This window comes from Aliirhizobium sp. YIM B11859 (assembly GCF_057163345.1).
In genome coordinates this window covers 743,737-762,628 of the sequence record NZ_JBXHAY010000001.1, presented here as the reverse complement: position 1 = coordinate 762,628, position 18,892 = coordinate 743,737, and the positions used below count along the sequence as shown (strand labels likewise).

The window sequence follows — 18,892 nt, the reverse complement described above, 5'->3', positions numbered from 1 at the left end:
TCTCGTGCATCCCTGTCAAAGGCCCTGTTTAATTACGCATTTGCTTGTTCAGTTCCCAATCAGGGACCTAAGTGATTTGCGTGACAGATTGACGACGAAAAAGCCCGGAAATGCGCGTTTAGCGCGAAGCAACACCGATATGGTTTACGAGTGAAAACGACTGCGGAACCGCCATATCCTTGCCGCTCGCAGCGTCCAGCGCGGCATCTGCCAGGAGATGTGCCACCCCGAAACTGACCTTGAAGCCACCGCCGAGCGCGATCACGTTTGCGTGGTCCGGATGCGGCCCGACCATCGGATCGCGATCGATCGCCTTGGGCCGCAGTCCGGCCCAGCGTTCCACCACCGGAGCGTCGGCAAGTGCCGGAACCAGCGCCCGGGCTCTTTCCACCAGATCCTCGAGCTGCATGTCTGTCGAGAACGGGTCGTCGAACGCATCCTCGCTGGTGCTGCCCAGCGCCACGTCGCCATCGTCATGCGGCACAAGGTAAAGCCCATTCAGGTAGAGGAGCGGCAGATCTGGGTCGATACCAGCCCTCAGCAACGCGGCCTGTCCCTTAACCGGCTGGCCAAGCGGCTGCGCAAGCGGCGCAGACACGGCCTCGATCAGCGGAAAGGCGCGATGCCCGGCAGCAATGATACATCTGCCGAAGGCAATGCTTCTGCCGTCAAAAAAGTCGATCGTGCCGGCCCCGGCATCGATGCGCAACACCTCGAGCCCCTCCGCGATCATCACGTGACGGCCGGCTCGCAATGTGGCGGCCAGCGCGGCAGTCAGCTTGCGCGGCGAAACCCTGGCGGCGAACGTGTCATGGACAAGCCCCGCCGGCATGAAGGAGGCATCCGGCCAGCCTGGATGCGGGGAGTGATCGAGAACATCCCAGCGGAAACGTCGAACCTGCTGGTCTCCGACCAGTCCTGACGGCCAGTTCACCAAAGCCTCTTCGCTATGGCGGGCAGCGATCGTACGCAGATGCGGCTTCGGCAACGGGATCAGCCGGCCCGAGCGACGATAACCGCACGAAAGGCCGGTGGCAGCCTTGATCGCCGCGACTTCGTTTTCCAGCGACAGCAACGCATCGAACTGAAACTGTTTCTTGTCGTTCCACTTGTCCGGCATATGCGGCATCAGCGCCCCGAGCAGCCCGCCGCTCGTGCCCTGCCCCAGCAATCCGGCATCGACGAGCACGGTGCGGATGCCGAGCCTCTCCGCCTTCACCGCCGCCCACAGGCCCATGATGCCGCCGCCGACAATGACGAGATCCGCCGTATCCGGTAAAGGGACACCCGCCTGATATGGCTCCGAAGATTGACCGCCGGCACCGGTCGGATTATCCGCATTCCCCATGAGCGAGCACGATCCCGATTTGAATACGCCAAACACTGAGCCGTCAGCCCTGAAGGACCCGGCCGTCCAGACACTCGACTGGCATGACGGCGATATGCCGTACTCCCAGGAATTTGGCGATCACTTTTATTGCCGCACCGATGGGCGACTGGAATGCGGACACGTGTTCCACAGCGGAAACGCCCTGAGCGAGCGCTGGGAGACGATGTCGGCGGATGACAGGTTCCACATCGGCGAACTCGGCTTCGGCACCGGCCTGAACCTCTGCGAGACCTTCCGGCAGTGGAAGCTTGCCCGCAAGCCCGGCACCCATCTGCATTTCACCTCCTTCGAGCTTTTTCCGATGAAGCGCGACGAGATCGGCCGGGCGCTTGTCCGTTGGCCGGAGATCGACGCCGAGAGGCTGGCGCTGGTATCCGCATGGCCGGACGATCCTTTAGGCCATGTGACGATCGGCCTCGACGAACAGACGCGCCTGACGGTCGTCTGCGGACCGGCATTCGACGGTGTGACGGCGGCCGAGCCGGATTTCGACGCCTGGTTCCTCGATGGTTTCGCGCCGTCGCGCAATCCCGCCATGTGGTCGCCCGAACTGATGCGGGCGCTTTTGACCGCACCAAGCCGGGCGGAACCTTCGCCACCTATGCCGCGGCCGGCTTTGTTCGCCGCAACCTTGGCGCGGCCGGTTTCATCGTCGAGCGTCGCCCGGGCTTTGCCGGCAAGCGCGAGATGTTGTGCGGCAATCGCCCGAACCTTTCCCACGCTGCCGGCTGATCGTTTGAGCCAACAGAATGATGCAACATAGCCCGGACAGGCTCCAAAGCCCCGCCGCACGCACATGGCTGCCATTCGATATTTGCACCTGCATCCTTCGGCCGCAGGGGTGAAACAGGCATGTCCGAACAACACAGGAATAGTAGCATGTCATTGAAGCTCAACGTGATCATCGGCAGCACCCGTCCGGGCCGCGCCGGCGCGCCGATCGGCAAATGGGCCGCCGAACACGCAACCAAACACGGCAAGTTCGAAGTCGAACTCGTCGACCTCGCCGATTTCAACCTGCCGCTTCTCGACGAGCCGAACCATCCGCGCATGCAGAAATACGAGCATGAGCACACCAAGCGCTGGTCGGCCAGCGTCGCCTCGGCCGACGCCTATCTCTTCCTCACGCCGGAATACGATTATTTCCCCAATGCGGCGCTGATCAATGCGCTGCAGGCCCTGTCGCTGGAATGGTCCTTCAAGGCTGCCGGCGTTCTGAGCTACGCCTACGTATCCGGCGGCCTGCGTGCTGCCCAGGAACTGCGGCTGCTGATGAGCAACCTCAACATGATGCCGATCCCGCAGACGGTGCCGATCCCGTTCTTCACCAACTTCATCGATGAGAACAAGGTCTTCAATCCGACCGCCCCGATGAATGAAGGCCTGACCGCAGCACTCGACCAGCTCGCCATCTGGGCCGCAGCGCTGAAGGCCGGCCGCTAAGGTCAGCCATCAAACTGATATAAAATCTTGCCTATATCGAAAGTCTTGAAGGGGAAGCCGCACCGCCGGCCTCCCCTTTTTTCTGCGTATTCCTGCCCGATATCAGGCATCGCCACCATATCCGATACCTCCTCCCCTTTCCTTTTTGACGCACTGCAACATCTTCCTGCCGGTTGACCGGGTGCGGGCTGGGGGGCCGATGCGAACGGGGAGACGACCATATGGCGACCGCCACTCAGACATACCGCATCGCTTGCCTGGATGGCTTGCGCGGACTGGCAGCACTTTGGGTTCTTGTAGGACATGCGCATATCCTGACCGGTTTCCGGGTGCCCATCATCGGCGATCCCGATCTCGGTGTGGATCTCTTCGTTTTGCTCTCGGGTTTCCTGATGGTGTTCCACTATCAGCTGCGCCGGACGAAGGAACCTTGGGAAACGCCGAACACCTGGAGCGCCTTCTGGATCCGGCGCTTTTTCCGTATAGCCCCGCTCTATTACGTCATGCTGTTTGCAGCATTGGCACTCGGCCCGATCGTCTACGACGCGCGCGTGACGATCGACATGTTCAATAGCGTCACGCCGCAGCCCGCCTCACGTTATCTCGACGACAGCCTGATCAACTATCTGTCCCATCTGAGCTTCCTGTTCGGCCTGAGCCCCACCTATGGCTACCGGACGGCACTGCCGGACTGGAGCATCGGGCTGGAAATGCAGTTCTACGCGGCGCTGCCATTCATCATGCTCATCGTCGGCAGGCTCGGCTGGCTGAAAACCATTCTCGGCGTCGTCGCCGCCGGTTTCGTCACATCACATCTCGTCGGCAAGCTTGGTTATCATTTCCCGATGCCGACCTTCCTGCCGCTGAAAATGCATGTCTTTGCCGCCGGCATGCTGCTTGCCGCGGCACTCGAAGCCGGCACCCGCCGCACCTATCTTTATGCCGCGCTGGCCTGCCTCTTCGTGCTGATCCCGGTCGGCGGCGACATGCGCCCGATGCATGAACTCGTCAGGCTCGCGCTCGTCGTCCTGTTTTTCGTCCTGGTCCATGCCGGGCGCTTGCCGTCGCTGATATCCGGGGTGGCACAGGCGGTATCGGACTTCCTCGGCAACCGGTTTTTCCATACGCTCGGCGAACTGTCCTTCGGCGCCTATCTCGCCCATCTGCTGGTGATGCAGCCGGTGATCGCCTGGCTGATCCACAATGCCGAAATGAGCAATATCGAGCGCTGGCTCACGTCGCTGGCCATCACCATTCCCGTCACCTACGCCATTGCCGCACTCGGTTATAACCTCATCGAGATGCAGGGCCAGAAGATCGGCAGGAGCCTGACCCGGCCCCGTATCGCCGCCGCCTGAGAGCAGTGATCAGCGCGAGCGCGTCGTCAGCCGCGCTCCGCCGATCCAGGTGCGGATCTTGTCTTCGAGCGCTTCCGGGCTGATCGGCTTCGACAGGTAATCGTCCATGCCGGCCTGGAAGCAGAGCTCGCGGTCGCTTTCGAGTGCATGCGCGGTAACGCCGATGATCGGCGTATGGGTGCCGCTGCGCTCCTCCAGCTCGCGGATGCGTCGGGTCGCCTGATGGCCGTTCATGACCGGCATCGACACGTCCATCAGGATCACGGCCGGATCGTTTGCCTGCCATGCCTCGACCGCCTCCGCACCGTTCCTGACGATCTGGAACAGCCATCCGGTCGTCTGCAATATCTGGGTGAAGACGATCTGGTTGACCTCGTTGTCTTCCGCCACCAGCACGTCAAGCGACGGCATGGCCTCGACCGGACTTGTGGAGGCCGTCAGTGTCGCCGGCAGGTGACTTTCGACCTGTGAGATGGCGTCGCGCGCAACGGCCGCCTCCATCTGCAGCCTGCTTCTGACCGACCGTACCACCTCGATCACCGTGCTGCGAAGCAGATTGGCCCGCGCCGGTTTCATCAGATGCGCGTGGATCTTCAGCTCGGCGAACATGTTCTCGTCGCTTGCCATATCCATTGAGGTCAGGAAGATCACGCCGGTCTTGTCGAAACGATTGTCGCCGCGCAGTGACCTGGCGAAGTCAAGGCCGTTCATGGCCGGCATATGGTAATCGAGCACGATCGCATCGACCGTGATCCCGAGCCGTGCCGCTTCGGAAAGGACTGCAAGCCCCTCGGCTCCGCTTTCCGCCGCCACCGTATCGAAACCCCACATCGAAAGCTGCTCGGTCAGGATCCGCCGGTTGACGATATTGTCGTCGACGATCAGCACCCGCGCACCGCTGGTATTGATCGGCAGGGTCATTTCGGTCTTGCGTTCGGCAACGATCGGGAATGGCAGGTTGACGGTGAACACAGAGCCGCGGCCGAATTCGCTTTCGACATTGACCGAACCGCCGAACAATTCGACGAGACCCGATGTGATGGCCAGCCCGAGCCCGGTCCCTTCGTGACGCCGGGTCGAGGACGTGTCGACCTGCGAGAACTTTTCAAACACCGAGGCAAGCTTTTCCGGCGGAATCCCAAGACCGGTATCCTCGATGCGGATCGACAGCATCAGATTGCCGTCGCCATGCGGCCTGGACTTGAGGTCGATGAAGACATGGCCCTTTTCGGTGAACTTCACCGCATTGCCGACGAGATTGGTGACGATCTGGCGGAACCGTCCCGCGTCGCCAAGCACCGTCTCGCGCACCGCCGCATCGCCGCGCACGATGAGTTCGATATCCTTTTCCGATGCCGCCGAAGAGAGCAGCGTCGCCACGTCCTCGATCGCTTCGACCGGATCGAACGGTGCCTTCCTGAGCTTCATCTGCCCGGCATCGATCTTGGAGAAATCGAGGATGTCGTTGATGATCGTCAGAAGCGCATTGCCCGACTTGACGATGATGTCGATGAAGGTCTTCTGCCGCGTGTCCAGACTGGACTTCGCCAGCAGTTCCGCCATGCCCAGCACGCCGTTCATCGGCGTGCGGATTTCGTGGCTCATGTTGGCGAGAAATTCGGACTTTGCCCGGTCGGCCGCCTCCGCACGCTGCAGCAGGCGCGTCAGGTCCTCCTCACGCAGCTTGACATCGGTGACGTCGGTAAACACGGCAAGCCAGTGGTCACTGCCGGTCTGGCGCGCCTCGACCTGCACCCACTTGCGGTTATCGATCTTGAACGACGCAAAGAACGGCTCGCCGGACGCCATGTTGTCTTCAAGCGACCGGAAAGTCCCGAGCGCTTCGCCGCTCGCTCCCAGATCGCCGCGACGGGCGCAGAACCGGAACAGGTCGCGCCACTGACCGCCGGGAGAGACCATTGCCGGCGGAATTTCCAGCATGATCGCCAGTGCATCGTTCGACAGTTCCACCTGCCCGTCCTTGAGGATGAGCAGCCCTTGCGACATGGCGCTGGTCGCATCCCGCATCAACGCGCCGTGTCGCTCCAGTGCAGCCCTTGCCTCCTGGATCTCCGCATCGCGTTTGCGCATCGCGGTGATGTCGGTATAGCTGAGCAGCACCTTGCCGTCGGAAAGCCGTGTGCCGGAAATCAGGATATGCCGGCCGATCAGGGTACGCACCTCGATCGGCGGACGGCCATCCGTGGTCAGCGCCTCGATGCGTTTTTCGTAGAGCGCCTCGAAACCGAGAGCAGCATCCGGATAGACGCCATTATCGTAATTGATGCGGAAATAATCGCGATAGGAACGGCCTGGCAGATCGAACCGCCGGTCGGTATCCCAGAACCCGTAAAACGCCGGATTGACATATTCGAAATCGAGATCCTGCGTCAGGATGCCGATCCCGACCGGCAGCGCGTCGAGGATTACCTGCAGGTCACGGCTTATCTTTTCGGCCTTCGCCTGAGCCTCCTTGATCAACGACACATCGGTGCGCGAACAGACGAGATAATTGCTGCCGTCATCGGTCCGGATCGACCTCAGCCGCGTCAGAACCGGAATGACCGAACCGTCCGGAAAGGTCATGTCCTCCGATTTGTCGATATCCTCGCCGTCAAGGACGCGGGCATTTTCGTCCCAGAACCGCTCCGCGGCCCAGGGAAACATCTGCGCTTCCGTCTGGCCGAGATAGCGGTCCCGGCTGCCACCGAGCATCTGCTCGTAGGCGTGGTTGGCATAGGTCAGTTCGTGACCGGCATTGCGCACGAAAACCGGCGCCGGAAGATCCTCGAGAATGGCCCGAAACAGCTCCGTCTCGGCCACCTGGGAGCGGAGCAGCATCTCCTGCTCCTTGAAGTCGGTGACGTCCTGACGGATGGCGATCAGCAGACCGTTTTCCATCCGCTTGTTGACGGTGCGCAACCAGCGCCCGTCGGCAAGCTGGGTGATGCTCTCGTAATAGGGCTGTCGAAAGGGTTTCAGCCGTTCGGCAACCCAGGACGCCCGGTCCGGTTCACCTGTCGTCGAGTCGCGCCCTGCAGATGGCCGGCAGCGGTCGAACGCCTTGTCGATAATCTCGGCCAGCGTCATTCCCGACCTGATATCGAGGTCGAGGGAATCGAAATAGTCGACCAGCTGGGAATTGCAGTAGAGCAGCGTATCTTCACGGTCAAAGATGCCGATGCCCATCTCCAGCATGTCGAGCGCATCGTCGAACAGGCCACTGCTGAACACCGAGGTCTTGGCGGGCGGCATGGGAATGAACTGGGTGGTGGCAGGCGAGATCGATTTGGGGACTGCCACCGCATCGATCGAGCCGAACAGATAGGTATGGTCGTTTTCGGTGAGGAAGCGCTCGATATGGATTTCGTAGCGAAGCTGGCCGCCGGCGTCGAAAAGCCTGGCAACCTCGTCGCTGCCGAACACGATCGCCCGGCTTTCCTTCTCCTTGCGCTCGCCCGCATCCACCGTACCGGTCAGATCATGGCTTGCCTGATGCATGAACTCTGACGCGGCCGCGTGGAAAAGCTCCGCATAGGCGGCATTGACCGCCACATACCGAAGCGCGCTATCCTTGATGTAAGCCGGTTGCGCCAGATCCTGGATCCGCGCACAGGCTTTGTCGAGCAAGTCGCTGTGCATATCCAAGCGCTGCCGTCCTTTTATGTAATGTTCCCAGGCGATTTTTTTTGGCCGATTCTCGGCAACCGTGTGAGCGACGATAACACCATGACGAGTGTTAACAACGCCTTTTTACCGCCGGTCGTTACCCGGTTTTTCATGTAGTCACCGATGCCACGTTCATTCGAACGGCAGCGATGTTCTGGAAAAGGCGATGAAAGGTCGCAAATGACGAGGGCGGCAGGCCCGGCGATTTGACACATTCTGCCAAAAGCCGACGCAGATGGGACAGTCATGAGCGAGATTACGACACCTTCTCCTGCCGAAACAGAAACCCTGCCGACAGGCGGCGAAAGGCGGCGGCGTGGCGGCGGCAGAGGCGCGGAACGCGTTCGCTCCGGGCTGTCCGGGACAAAATATCGCAACCTCACCAACACCATCGCCAAAACCGAGATGCTTTCTGCCGAAGCGCTCCAGAATATCCACGACGCCTCGCTGATCGTGCTGGAAGAAATCGGCATGGACGTGATCCTGCCCGAGGCACGCGAGCGGATGAAGGCGGCAGGCGCCGACGTGACGCCCGGTTCCGAGCGGGTCCGTTTCGACCGCGGCCTGATCGAGGAAATGATCGCCTCGGTTCCGTCGTCCTTCACCCTGCATGCCCGCAATCCAGCCCGTAACGTTGCGATCGGCGGCAACAACCTGGTATTCGCCCAGGTTGCAAGCGCACCCTTCGTCGCCGACCGCGAAGGCGGCCGCCGCGCCGGCAATCAGGAAGACTTCCGCAAGCTGATCAAGCTTGCCCAGCATTACGACATCATCCACACGACCGGCGGTTATCCGGTCGAACCGGTGGACATTCATGCGTCAGTGCGCCATCTCGACTGCCTGTCGGATCTGGTAAAGCTGACCGACAAGCCGTTTCACGCCTATTCGCTGGGACGCGAGCGCAATCTCGACGCGCTGGAGATTGCCCGCATCGGCCGCGGCATCACTGCCGAGCAGATGGAAAATGAGCCATCGCTGTTTACCGTCATCAACTCCTCCTCGCCGCTGCGCCTTGACGGACCGATGATGCAGGGGATCATCGAAATGTCCTCGCGCAACCAGGTCGTCATCATGACACCGTTCACGCTCGCCGGTGCCATGGCCCCGGTGACGATTGCCGGAGCCCTGGTGCAGCAGAATGCCGAGGCGCTGGCCGGCATCGCGTTTACCCAGATGGTGAGGAAAGGCGCGCCGGTCATGTATGGCGGCTTTACATCCAATGTCGACATGAAGACGGGTGCCCCCGCCTTCGGCACGCCGGAATACATGAAGGCCGTCATCGCCGGCGGCCAGCTCGCCCGCCGTTACGGCATCCCCTACCGGACCTCCAACACCAATGCCGCCAATACGCTCGACGCACAGGCAGCTTATGAAAGCGCCATGTCGCTCTGGGCGCTGACCCAGGGCGGCGGCAATTTTATCCTCCACTCCGCCGGATGGACCGAGGGCGGGCTGACGGCCTCGTTCGAAAAATTCATTCTCGATGTCGACATGCTGCAGATGGTGGCCGAATTCCTCACCCCGCTCGATGTTTCGACCGACGCGCTGGCACTCGATGCCGTGCGCGATGTCGGACCCGGCGGCCACTATTTCGGCACGGCCCACACGCTGGCGCGCTACGAGACCGCCTTTTATTCGCCGATCCTCTCCGACTGGAGAAACTTCGAGACATGGACCGAGGCCGGCCGGCCGACCACCTACGACCATGCCAACCGGATCTACAAGGAAGCACTTGCCGCCTATCAGCAGCCGGCGCTGGATCCGGCGATCGGAGAGGAACTCGACGCCTTCGTGGCGAAGCGAAAGGCCGAGGGCGGCGTTGCCACCGATTTTTGAGCCTTCGCGAATTTGACACCCATCCGCCGCAATCCGGACACAAAGCGAGACAGGAGTTGCACTATCACTTGAAAATGCAACCCTTAGGCGATCCAGTCTGAATGCCCGTTCAAACTACTCCCGTGTTTCTTCCATCAAACCGCCGATATTGATGATGATCTTATGACCGTGCCCTTGGGAAGAACCACAGGGAAAGGAACACGATCATGACGCTCATCAAGAAAACAGTGTCTGTTGGCCTCGTCGCCCTGTCCGTTGCAGGCGCGCTCGCCGCCACCGCCCCGGCGGCGCAAGCGCGCGACGGCTATTATCGTCACCACAACAACGTCTGGCCCGGCGTCGCAGCCGGTCTCGCAGGCGGTATCATCGGTGGCGCCATTATTGCCGGTTCGCAGCGCCCGGTTTATGCCGAGCCGCAATACGAATACGCACCGCCTCCCCCGCCGCCGCCGGTCTATTACCGCCGCGCCTATTACGCACCGCCGCCACCCCCGCCGCGCTGCCATATGGAGTGGGTGGAAAACGAATACGGTGAAGCCTACCGCGCCCGCGTCTGCTACTAGCATCGCGCCGAAACATCATCAGGAAAGCGGCGGTGGAAACACGGCCGCTTTTTTTGTTACTGATACCGCGGCATTGCCGCCGTGAAACGACGTATCGGGCGGTGTCCGATACAGCCTCTTGAGATGCGCGGTGCTTGGCACTTGACTTTTGCCGTCAAATCCACCACATGCCGTTCATGCTTTCACCTTCCGGCCGCCGCGTGAGCTGGCCCTGCGACAAAACTGATCGCGAAGAAGGAACAAGGCGCATTGATAGATCGCCCTGGCACTCAGGGTTTTAGCGCTGGGAAGCAATTTCCAACTCACAAGTTCCCAAATCACGCGGGGTTCTTGACGCCAAAGACAGCCGACATGGCATGGTGCCATGCAGGCATGTTTGTTTTTGGCGCCCCGAAAGGTATTCGCTTTGACGAATTTTGAATCTCTTGGTGTGTCCAAGCAGATCGTCGCCACGCTGAGCGCGCTTGGCATTGAAACGCCGACGCCGATCCAGGCACAGGCAATCCCCCTTCTTCTCCAGGGTCGCGACCTGATCGGTCTCGCCCAGACCGGCACCGGCAAGACGGCCGCATTCGGCCTGCCGCTGATCGAACGCCTGCTGGCGGAAGACATCCGTCCCGACAACCGCACCACCCGTTCGCTGATCCTTGCCCCGACGCGCGAACTGGTCAACCAGATCGCCGCAAGCCTCAAGACCTTCATCAAGGGCAAGCCGCTCAAGATCAACCTCGTCGTTGGCGGCGTTTCGATCAACAAGCAGCAGCTGCAGCTTGAAAAGGGCACCGACATCCTGGTCGCCACCCCCGGCCGCCTGCTCGACCTCGTTTCCCGCCGCGCGATCGGGCTGACGACGGTCCGCTTCCTCATCCTCGACGAAGCCGACCAGATGCTCGATCTCGGCTTCGTCCACGACCTGCGCAAGATCTCCAAGATGGTGCCGAAGAAGCGCCAGACCATGTTGTTTTCGGCCACCATGCCGAAGGCGATCGCTGATCTGGCAGCCGACTTCCTCACCGACCCGACCAAGGTCGAAGTCACCCCTCCCGGCAAGGCTGCCGACAAGGTCGAGCAGTATGTCCACTTCGTTGGCGGCAAGGGCGACAAGACCGAGCTTCTGCGCAAGTCGCTGCTCGAAAATCCGGACGGCCGCTCGATCGTCTTCATGCGCACCAAGCACACCGCCGAGAAGCTGATGAAGCATCTCGACAATATCGGCTTCTCGGTCGCCTCGATCCATGGCAACAAGAGCCAGGGCCAGCGCGAGCGTGCGCTCAAGGGTTTCCGTGACGGCGAGATCAAGACGCTGATCGCCACCGACGTCGCCGCCCGCGGCATCGACATCCCGGCCGTCAGCCATGTCTACAACTACGATCTGCCGGAAGTGCCGGACGCCTATGTTCACCGTATCGGCCGCACCGCACGCGCCGGACGTGATGGCATTGCCATCGCCTTCTGCGCGCCGGACGAGACCATGCTGCTGCGTGATATCGAAAAGCTGATGGCAATCGAGATCAAGACGGCTTCGGGTGAACGTCCCGAAACCATGAACCGTCCGGTTCGTGGCAATGGCAACAACAACAACCGCGGCGGCAACAAGGCCCGTGGCGGCAATGCCGGCGGCCGTGGCAATGGCGGCAACGGTGCCGGCGAAGCTCGTGGCCCGCGTCGCGAACGTCCGGCCCGCAAGCCGTTCTTCGCCACCGAAGGTGCCGAAGGCGCCTCGGCCGAACGTGGTGAGCCCCGCGGCGAACGCCGTGGCGGCGCCAACAACCGCCCGCAGCGCGCCAACGGTCGCAACGAAGAGTTCCGCGGCCAGCGCCGCAACGAGGAAGCACCGCGTTCCGAGCGCGACAACGACCTTTCTTCGACCACCGATTTCCGTCCGAAGAAGCAGGATGCTCCGCGCACCGGCGAAGCCCGTCCGGCCCGCAGCGAACAGCATGCCGCACACGGCGCCCACGAAGCCGGCAACCAGCGCAACAAGCACCGCGGCGGCCAGGGCCGTCCGGCTGGCGCACAGGGCGCCGGCCAGAAGCAGGGCGAAAGCCGTGGTCCGGTCAAATTCGGCGGCGCCTCGCGCAACGAAGGTGGCCAGCAGGGCCGCAAGCGTCGCCCGGCATAACCACCTTGAACGATCCCACGATCAGCCAAAGTAAAGCCGCCTCGGAAATATCCGAGGCGGCTTTACTTTTATTCGGCGCTTCATCTAGGTGGAGAAGAGCCACGATCGCCGGGGATAGAAAGTGATAGAATATAGTCTCTCCGATAGCGAAATCCTTATCGCTCACCGCCTTTGGCGACGTTCGAAATGGAGCATTCGAATATATCGGTTAGCCTGCTTGCTTACTATTCTTCTTATAAGCGCTTACGCGGAGTTGATGTATCATGAGCTCAGCATTCGGACGGCGATGGATATCGTCCGCACCCCGTTGGTCATCTTGGTGGCGATCTCGGTAGCAGATTACATCGCCTCACGCTCAACATTGTACAATTTCAAGAAGCAGTTCAACTCGAAGAAGCCAATCCAATTAAGCTGGGATGGCGACGCCGCTACGTTCACGCAAGGCACGTCTTCGTGGCGCGTTCCTCTAAGCGATTTCAAATGCTGGACGATAAATGAAACGATGCTGTTGATCTTACGCAAAGGTCAGATTTTTGATCCCATTCCTCTTCGCGCGCTAACTTCCGACCAGTATTCGGATTTCCTTGGCGCACTGACGCAGGCGGGCGTTCATCGCGGAAGGCTATTTCCTTTTTGAGATTGAACCGCCGCCTTCCGGTTTACCAGATACACTCCTGCCACGACGATGACCGTGCCGATGATCATCGGCCATGTCAGCGGCTCGCCGAACAAGATCGCCGCCTCGATCGCCACCATCGGCGGCATCAGGTAGATCAAGGATGCGGCCCGCGACACCTGCCCGCGGCGGATCAGCTGTAAAAGCAGGAACACCGCCCCCATCGAAATCCCGATTACCGACCACGCCATCGCCGCGACCGCCTGATAGGTCCAGTCGAAGCGCATGTCCTCGCTCAGCATCGCGATCGGCAGGGTGACCAGAAAGGCACCGACGAATTGCAGCGTCGCCGTCGTCCAAAGATCCTGGTTCTGCAGATGCCGCTTCTGGTAAAGCGTGCCATAGGTCACCGAGGTCATCGCGACGAGATTGATCAAAAGCGGAATGCCGAGCCCCGTCAGGCCGGCCGAAAAGCTGGCGAACAGTTGCGGCGAGATGGCGATCAGGATGCCGGCAAAACCGAGGACAAGGCCGATCCCCTGGCGCCGCGTCAGCCGCTCGCCGACGAAGAACGGGGCGGCAAACGCCGTCAAGAGCGGCTGCAGCCCGGCAATGATGCCCGACAGTCCCGAAGGCACCCCCTGCCCGATCGCATACCAGACACCCGCCAGATAAAGCCCGTGAAGGAAGACGCCGGAGAGGATGATGCGCCCGAAGCCGGCAAGGCCGCTCGGCCATTTGGCACCGATGACCAGACAGATCCCGGCAAAGGCACAGGCGGCAAGCGCATGGCGCGCAGCGAGAAACGTCAGCGGATCGGCATGCATTGCCGCATATTTTGCAACGATCCAGCCGGTGGACCAGAGGAAAGCAAAGATCGCCGGCGCAAATCTGTCGAGCATGGGAGCATCCGGTTGCAATTGCTGTCGCCAATACGGGGCCATCGCCGGGACGTCAAAACAGAAAAACTCAACCCAGCCGTCAGCCGGACTGATCATCGCTTGAGCAGCTGGCGTTTTTGCAGGCAAGGCATTGATTTACAGAACATAAGCGCAATCTAATCGACCTGGGCCGGCGGTCGACTTCAGGCCGGAGGCGCCTTCTTTTCAAGGCGCAAGTGGATTGATGATTTTGTCTTCGGCAATTGCGCATGGTTCTTGCATTGCCCTCTGCGTTGTATTCTTATGGCTAAAAAAAGGGGATCGTTTCTTTGGCATTTGATGAAATGTTGACTGCGGAAAACCTTCCGCGACCGCCATACGAAAACTACCACGAGTGGTATACGGCGCAGGATACCGCGCATCTGATCCGCAAGACCCAGGATGCGGAAAACATCTTCCGCCGAACCGGCATCACCTTCGCGGTCTACGGCCACGCCGACAGTTCCGAAAAGCTCATCCCCTTCGACATCATCCCGCGCATCATTGCCGCCCGCGAATGGCGCAAGCTCGCGCAGGGCATCGAGCAGCGCGTATTGGCACTCAACGCCTTTCTCGACGACATCTATCACAAGCAGGAAATCATCAAGGCCGGCCGTATCCCCCGCCAGCTGATCGAGAAGAATGTCGCCTTCCTGCCCGAAATGATCGGCTTCAAGCCGCCGGGTGGCGTCTACACCCATATTGTCGGGACCGACATCGTGCGTACCGGCGAAGACCAGTTCTACGTGCTGGAAGACAATGCCCGCACGCCCTCCGGCGTCTCCTACATGCTGGAGAACCGGGAAACCATGATGCAGATGTTCCCCGAGCTGTTCACCTTGAACAAGGTGCAGCGCGTCGAGGATTATCCGCGCCTGCTGCGCCAGTCGCTGGCAGCCGTCGCGCCTCCCGGAGCCAAGGGCAAACCGCGCGTCGCCGTGCTGACGCCGGGCATCTACAATTCCGCCTATTACGAACATTCCTTCCTTGCCGACCAGATGGGTGTCGAGCTGGTGGAAGGCTCGGACCTGCGCGTCATCGACGGCAAGGTGCAGATGCGCACCACCCGCGGTTACGAGGCGATCGACGTGCTTTACCGCCGTGTCGACGACGATTTCCTCGATCCCCTCACCTTCCGCGCCGATTCGGCACTCGGCATTCCCGGCATCATGGATGTCTATCGTGCCGGCAATATCACCATCGCCAATGCGCCGGGCACCGGCATCTGCGACGACAAGGCGATCTATTCCTACATGCCGGAAATCGTCGAGTTTTATACCGGCCGCAAGGCATTGCTGGAAAACGTGCCGACCTGGCGCTGTTCCGAGCCGGACAGCCTCAAATACGTGCTGGAAAACATCGCCGACCTGGTCATCAAGGAAGTCCATGGTTCCGGCGGTTACGGCATGCTGGTCGGCCCGACGGCGACAAAGAAGGAACGCGCCGACTTCGCCGAAAAGCTTTCGGCACGCCCCTCCAACTACATCGCCCAGCCGACGCTGGCGCTGTCCACCGTGCCGATCTTCGTCAACAAGGGGATCGCCCCGCGCCACGTCGATCTGCGGCCCTATGTACTGGTTTCCGACAAGGTAAAGATCATCCCGGGTGGCCTCACCCGCGTGGCGATCAAGCAAGGCTCGCTGGTGGTCAATTCCAGCCAGGGCGGCGGCACCAAGGACACCTGGGTTCTGGAAGATTGAGGGCGTAAGCATATGCTGGGAAGAACTGCAAACGGCCTCTACTGGATGTTCCGCTACATCGAGCGTGCCGAAAACATCGCCCGTCTCGTTGATGCCGGACTGCGCGTCTCGCTGACCCGCGCCGGTTCCTCCGACGAGGACTGGCATGGTGTCCTGGAAAGTGCCGGTGTGCGCGAGGCCTATTCGGAGGTTCACGACACGCTGACGGCGGCGGACGCCGTCGATTACCTTCTGCGTGACCGTTCGAACCTGTCGAGCGTCATGTCCTGCATCGAGGCCGGCCGCAACAATGCCCGCATGGTCCGCACCGCACTGACGCGCGAGACCTGGGAGGCCACCAACGAAGCCTGGATCGACCTGAAGGCGCGGCTTTCGCGCAAGATCCGCGCCGCCGACATGCCGGAACTGATCGATGTCATCAAGCATCGTTGCGGCCTGATCCGCGGCGCCTTCCACGGTTCGATGCTGAGAAACGAGATCTACAATTTCGCCCGCATCGGCACCTTCATCGAAAGGGCGGATAATACCAGCCGCATCCTCGACGTGAAATATTACGTGTTGCTGCCCTCGGTCAGCCAGGTCGGCTCGGCACTCGACAACATGCAGTGGGAATCGATCCTGCGGTCTGTTTCCGCCCATCGTTCCTACGGCTGGGTTTATGACGGTGACTATCAGTCAGCCAACATCGCTGACTTCCTGATCCTCAAGGTTCAGATGCCGCGCTCGCTCGCCTACTGTTACGAGAAGATCGTCAGCAATCTCGGTTATCTTGCCGCCGATTATGACGAGCGACACAAGGCGCATGACACGGCGGATGCGATCAGGGCAATCCTCAGGCGGGGTTCGATCGCCGACGTGATGGATCAGGGCCTGCACGAATTCCTCGAGGATTTCGTCGCCCGCAACAACCAGCTCAGCGCCGAGATTTCCGACGGCTACCGCTTTAACCAGTAATCGACGGCACTTGAAGGATACCCCATGCGGCTGAAGATTTCGCACACGACTGAATATCGCTACGACGAACCTGTCCCCTATTCGCTGCAACGGCTGCGGCTGACACCGGTGAGCGGCCCGACGCAGAAAGTGCTGAACTGGACGGTCAGCGTCGACGGCGCCAAGATAGAGACGGCCTATTTCGACCAGTACGGCAATCGCGTCGAACTGGTCTCCGTCGAAGGCGCCGAACACAAGATCCGGATCATCGCCACCGGTGAAGTTGAAACCAATGACAAGGCCGGCGTCTTCGGCCAGCATCTTGGCTGCACCCCGCTCTGGCTTTTCCTGCGCGACACCGGCCTCACCAAGGCCGGCAGGCTGATCAAGGACCTCGCCAAAAGCGTCAAGGGCGACAGCGAGCTTGCCCAGATGCATGCGCTGATGGACGCGATCCACGAGATGGTCGCTTATACGCCCGGCACGACGACCACTGAGACGACGGCGGAAGAGGCGCTGGCGGCAAAGACCGGCGTCTGCCAGGACCACGCCCATATCTTCATTTCGGCGGCAAGACTGTCCGGTATTCCCGCTCGCTACGTCTCCGGCTATCTGCTGATGGAGGGTGAAACGGAACAGGTCGCCACCCACGCCTGGGCGGAAGCACATATTCCCGGCCTCGGCTGGGTCGGCTTCGATGCGGCCAACAACATGTGCCCGGACGACCGTTATGTCCGCATCGCATCCGGCCTCTGCTACCGCGATTGCGCCCCCGTCTCCGGCATGCGCATCGGCGCAGGCCAGGAAAATCTCGGCGAAAATCTCACGGTAAAACTGACCGTGGCCTCCAGCCAGATGCAGAGCCAGGGCGAAGGGCAGCAAAGCCAGACGCAGGACTAGAGCTGCTCCACGATCGGTCGCAACGGTGAATTGCTGCAGCAACCGGTGCGACAAGAGCTCTTGTAATCGGCACGCCGATCATGCCGGCCGGCGCTTGCGCCGGGCCGCCCTGGGCTGCGATTGAAACTTGCTGTCGATAAGCCCCGGCTGCCTCGAACAATTCTGGATCTTTGCGCCGGCAGGCATCATCATGCCGGTAACCTTCCTCCGAAACCGATACTTCCATGTCGCTTCGCTCGCCCACGACCCGTGCCGTTGCAGCCCTTTCTGTGACCCAGCTGATTGGCTGGGGAGCGACATTCTATCTGCCCGCCGTGACCGGGCCGGCCATGGCCGGCGACCTTGGCATCGCCCTGCCGATGGTCATGGCCGGGCCGACAGTCATGCTTGTCGTCATGGCCATGGCATCCTGGCCGCTCAGCGCCCGGTTCGAGCGTTATGGCACACGGCCGATCATGGCTCTCGGATCGCTGTTGGGATCAGCCGGCCTTTTGACCATGGGGCTTGCCAGCGGACCGACAGGTTATGTCCTGTCATGGATCATTCTCGGCCTTGCCGGTTCCTGCATGCTGACGACGCCGGCGCAAATCGCGGTGACCGAAATCGCCGGCGACAAAGCCCGCCGGGCGCTCGGTCTGCTGATCCTTGCCGGCGGGCTGACATCGACCATAATCTGGCCACTGACCGGGTTTCTGCAGGTGGAATGGGGCTGGCGAAGGACGACGATCGCTTATGCCGTTCTCATGCTGATCGTCTGCCTGCCGCTGCATGTCGCGACGCTTGCCAGACGGCCGGTGGAAAAATCGGCAATCAGCGCGGCAGCGGAACCGGTGCCGATCGATCGCCCGCGCTTTTTCCTGCTGGCCGCAAGTTTTGCCGCAAACGGCTTCGTCACCTGGGGTTTCGCCCTGACGATCATCATCCTGTTCGAGACGGCCGGCCTCGACCACAAACATGCGCTTGCCGCAGCAGCTTTCATCGGCATTGCCCAATGGGCGGGACGGCTTTTTGATTTTCTTGTCGGACGGCGTCTGTCGGGCATCGCCACAGGCCTTGTCGGAGCGGCGCTGTTTCCGCTGAGCTTCATCGTCATGCTGCTCACCAGCGATTTTGTCGGCGCCATGCTGTTTGCAACGCTTTACGGGCTTGCCAGCGGCATCACCGCCGTCACCCGCGCTACGCTGCCCTTGCAGATTTTTCCGGCAGGCGCCTACGCCCGCGCATCGGCAAGGCTTGCGGTGCCGCTCAATCTCTCCTTCGCCGCAGCACCCCCCGCCTTTGCAGCGATCATGACCCTTGCCGGCCCTCACGCCGCCCTCTGGCTTGCCTTTGTGATTTCGATCCTTGCCTTTTGCGCGCTACTCGGCCTCGCCCGCCTGCGGCCATTTCCATAAGACCGGCGCAACATACCGTCGCCGCGCCGGACCAGCCGGCCCCCACCG

At 61.2% G+C, this 18,892-nt stretch carries 12 protein-coding genes and 2 pseudogenes; 11 read left to right on the top strand and 3 right to left on the bottom strand.

Annotation, left to right across the window (positions count from 1 at the left end; all coding sequences use genetic code 11):
* Window positions 1-118 precede the first annotated feature (118 nt).
* Window positions 119-1,348: an NAD(P)/FAD-dependent oxidoreductase gene (locus AC2GXZ_RS03510; protein WP_483757723.1), complete on the bottom strand. Its 1,230-nt coding sequence runs from the start codon at window positions 1,346-1,348 to the stop codon at window positions 119-121.
* On the opposite strand from AC2GXZ_RS03510, the pseudogene mnmC2 reads away from it, so the two are divergent.
* From mnmC2 to AC2GXZ_RS03495, 3 genes and pseudogenes are all read left to right on the top strand, one after another.
* Window positions 1,347-2,122: pseudogene (mnmC2, locus tag AC2GXZ_RS03505) on the top strand (tRNA (5-methylaminomethyl-2-thiouridine)(34)-methyltransferase MnmC2). The gene AC2GXZ_RS03510 and the pseudogene mnmC2 sit on opposite strands and share 2 nt — an antisense overlap.
* A gap of 147 nt (window positions 2,123-2,269) precedes the next feature.
* The gene (locus AC2GXZ_RS03500; protein ID WP_483757722.1) at window positions 2,270-2,833 is read left to right on the top strand and encodes an NADPH-dependent FMN reductase; all 564 of its coding nucleotides are present in this window, start codon (window positions 2,270-2,272) and stop codon (window positions 2,831-2,833) included.
* A 221-nt stretch (window positions 2,834-3,054) separates the two neighbouring features.
* Window positions 3,055-4,191 (top strand): acyltransferase family protein, encoded by a 1,137-nt coding sequence (locus AC2GXZ_RS03495; RefSeq protein WP_483757721.1) that lies wholly within the window; start codon window positions 3,055-3,057, stop codon window positions 4,189-4,191.
* A gap of 9 nt (window positions 4,192-4,200) precedes the next feature.
* On the opposite strand, the gene AC2GXZ_RS03490 is transcribed toward AC2GXZ_RS03495, so the two are convergent.
* Window positions 4,201-7,833 carry a response regulator gene (locus AC2GXZ_RS03490; protein WP_483758254.1) on the bottom strand — a complete coding sequence of 1,211 codons (3,633 nt, stop codon included), beginning with the start codon at window positions 7,831-7,833 and terminating at the stop codon, window positions 4,201-4,203.
* 273 nt (window positions 7,834-8,106) lie between these two features.
* Between AC2GXZ_RS03490 and AC2GXZ_RS03485 the strand changes: the two genes are divergently transcribed.
* The 4 genes and pseudogenes from AC2GXZ_RS03485 (at window position 8,107) to AC2GXZ_RS03470 (ending at window position 13,018) form a co-directional block, all read left to right on the top strand.
* Window positions 8,107-9,696, top strand: coding sequence for a trimethylamine methyltransferase family protein (locus AC2GXZ_RS03485; protein WP_483757720.1), 1,590 nt, complete (start codon window positions 8,107-8,109; stop codon window positions 9,694-9,696).
* A 206-nt stretch (window positions 9,697-9,902) separates the two neighbouring features.
* Entirely contained in the window at window positions 9,903-10,259 is a 357-nt protein-coding gene (locus AC2GXZ_RS03480) for a hypothetical protein (protein WP_483757719.1), read from the top strand.
* Window positions 10,260-10,631: 372 nt separating this feature from the next.
* Window positions 10,632-12,381: pseudogene (locus AC2GXZ_RS03475) on the top strand (DEAD/DEAH box helicase).
* Between the two features lie 256 nt (window positions 12,382-12,637).
* Window positions 12,638-13,018: a YcxB family protein gene (locus AC2GXZ_RS03470; protein ID WP_483757718.1), complete on the top strand. Its 381-nt coding sequence runs from the start codon at window positions 12,638-12,640 to the stop codon at window positions 13,016-13,018.
* On the opposite strand, the gene AC2GXZ_RS03465 is transcribed toward AC2GXZ_RS03470, so the two are convergent.
* On the bottom strand, window positions 12,991-13,899 hold the full coding sequence (locus tag AC2GXZ_RS03465) for a DMT family transporter (RefSeq protein ID WP_483757717.1): 909 nt from the start codon (window positions 13,897-13,899) through the stop codon (window positions 12,991-12,993). The genes AC2GXZ_RS03470 and AC2GXZ_RS03465 overlap by 28 nt on opposite strands.
* 308 nt (window positions 13,900-14,207) lie before the next feature.
* Here AC2GXZ_RS03465 and AC2GXZ_RS03460 point away from each other — a divergent pair, with 308 nt between their 5' ends.
* The 4 genes from AC2GXZ_RS03460 (at window position 14,208) to AC2GXZ_RS03445 (ending at window position 18,844) form a co-directional block, all read left to right on the top strand.
* Window positions 14,208-15,617 (top strand): circularly permuted type 2 ATP-grasp protein, encoded by a 1,410-nt coding sequence (locus tag AC2GXZ_RS03460; protein WP_483757716.1) that lies wholly within the window; start codon window positions 14,208-14,210, stop codon window positions 15,615-15,617.
* A gap of 12 nt (window positions 15,618-15,629) precedes the next feature.
* Complete coding sequence (locus tag AC2GXZ_RS03455) at window positions 15,630-16,571, top strand: alpha-E domain-containing protein (protein WP_483757715.1); 942 nt, start codon at window positions 15,630-15,632, stop codon at window positions 16,569-16,571.
* Window positions 16,572-16,595: 24 nt separating this feature from the next.
* Window positions 16,596-17,450 (top strand): transglutaminase family protein, encoded by an 855-nt coding sequence (locus AC2GXZ_RS03450; RefSeq protein ID WP_483757714.1) that lies wholly within the window; start codon window positions 16,596-16,598, stop codon window positions 17,448-17,450.
* 224 nt (window positions 17,451-17,674) lie between these two features.
* Window positions 17,675-18,844 carry an MFS transporter gene (locus tag AC2GXZ_RS03445; protein WP_483757713.1) on the top strand — a complete coding sequence of 390 codons (1,170 nt, stop codon included), beginning with the start codon at window positions 17,675-17,677 and terminating at the stop codon, window positions 18,842-18,844.
* The last annotated feature ends 48 nt before the right edge of the window (window positions 18,845-18,892 follow it).

Bases quoted from the DNA above. Each gene is read 5' to 3' on its own strand.
- AC2GXZ_RS03510 (WP_483757723.1), bottom strand. From the start codon at position 1,348: ATGGGGAATGCGGATAATCCGACCGGTGCCGGCGGTCAATCTTCGGAG.
- AC2GXZ_RS03500 (WP_483757722.1), top strand. From the start codon at position 2,270: ATGTCATTGAAGCTCAACGTGATCATCGGCAGCACCCGTCCGGGCCGC.
- AC2GXZ_RS03495 (WP_483757721.1), top strand. From the start codon at position 3,055: ATGGCGACCGCCACTCAGACATACCGCATCGCTTGCCTGGATGGCTTG.
- AC2GXZ_RS03490 (WP_483758254.1), bottom strand. From the start codon at position 7,833: ATGCACAGCGACTTGCTCGACAAAGCCTGTGCGCGGATCCAGGATCTG.
- AC2GXZ_RS03485 (WP_483757720.1), top strand. From the start codon at position 8,107: ATGAGCGAGATTACGACACCTTCTCCTGCCGAAACAGAAACCCTGCCG.
- AC2GXZ_RS03480 (WP_483757719.1), top strand. From the start codon at position 9,903: ATGACGCTCATCAAGAAAACAGTGTCTGTTGGCCTCGTCGCCCTGTCC.
- AC2GXZ_RS03470 (WP_483757718.1), top strand. From the start codon at position 12,638: ATGTATCATGAGCTCAGCATTCGGACGGCGATGGATATCGTCCGCACC.
- AC2GXZ_RS03465 (WP_483757717.1), bottom strand. From the start codon at position 13,899: ATGCTCGACAGATTTGCGCCGGCGATCTTTGCTTTCCTCTGGTCCACC.
- AC2GXZ_RS03455 (WP_483757715.1), top strand. From the start codon at position 15,630: ATGCTGGGAAGAACTGCAAACGGCCTCTACTGGATGTTCCGCTACATC.
- AC2GXZ_RS03450 (WP_483757714.1), top strand. From the start codon at position 16,596: ATGCGGCTGAAGATTTCGCACACGACTGAATATCGCTACGACGAACCT.
- AC2GXZ_RS03445 (WP_483757713.1), top strand. From the start codon at position 17,675: ATGTCGCTTCGCTCGCCCACGACCCGTGCCGTTGCAGCCCTTTCTGTG.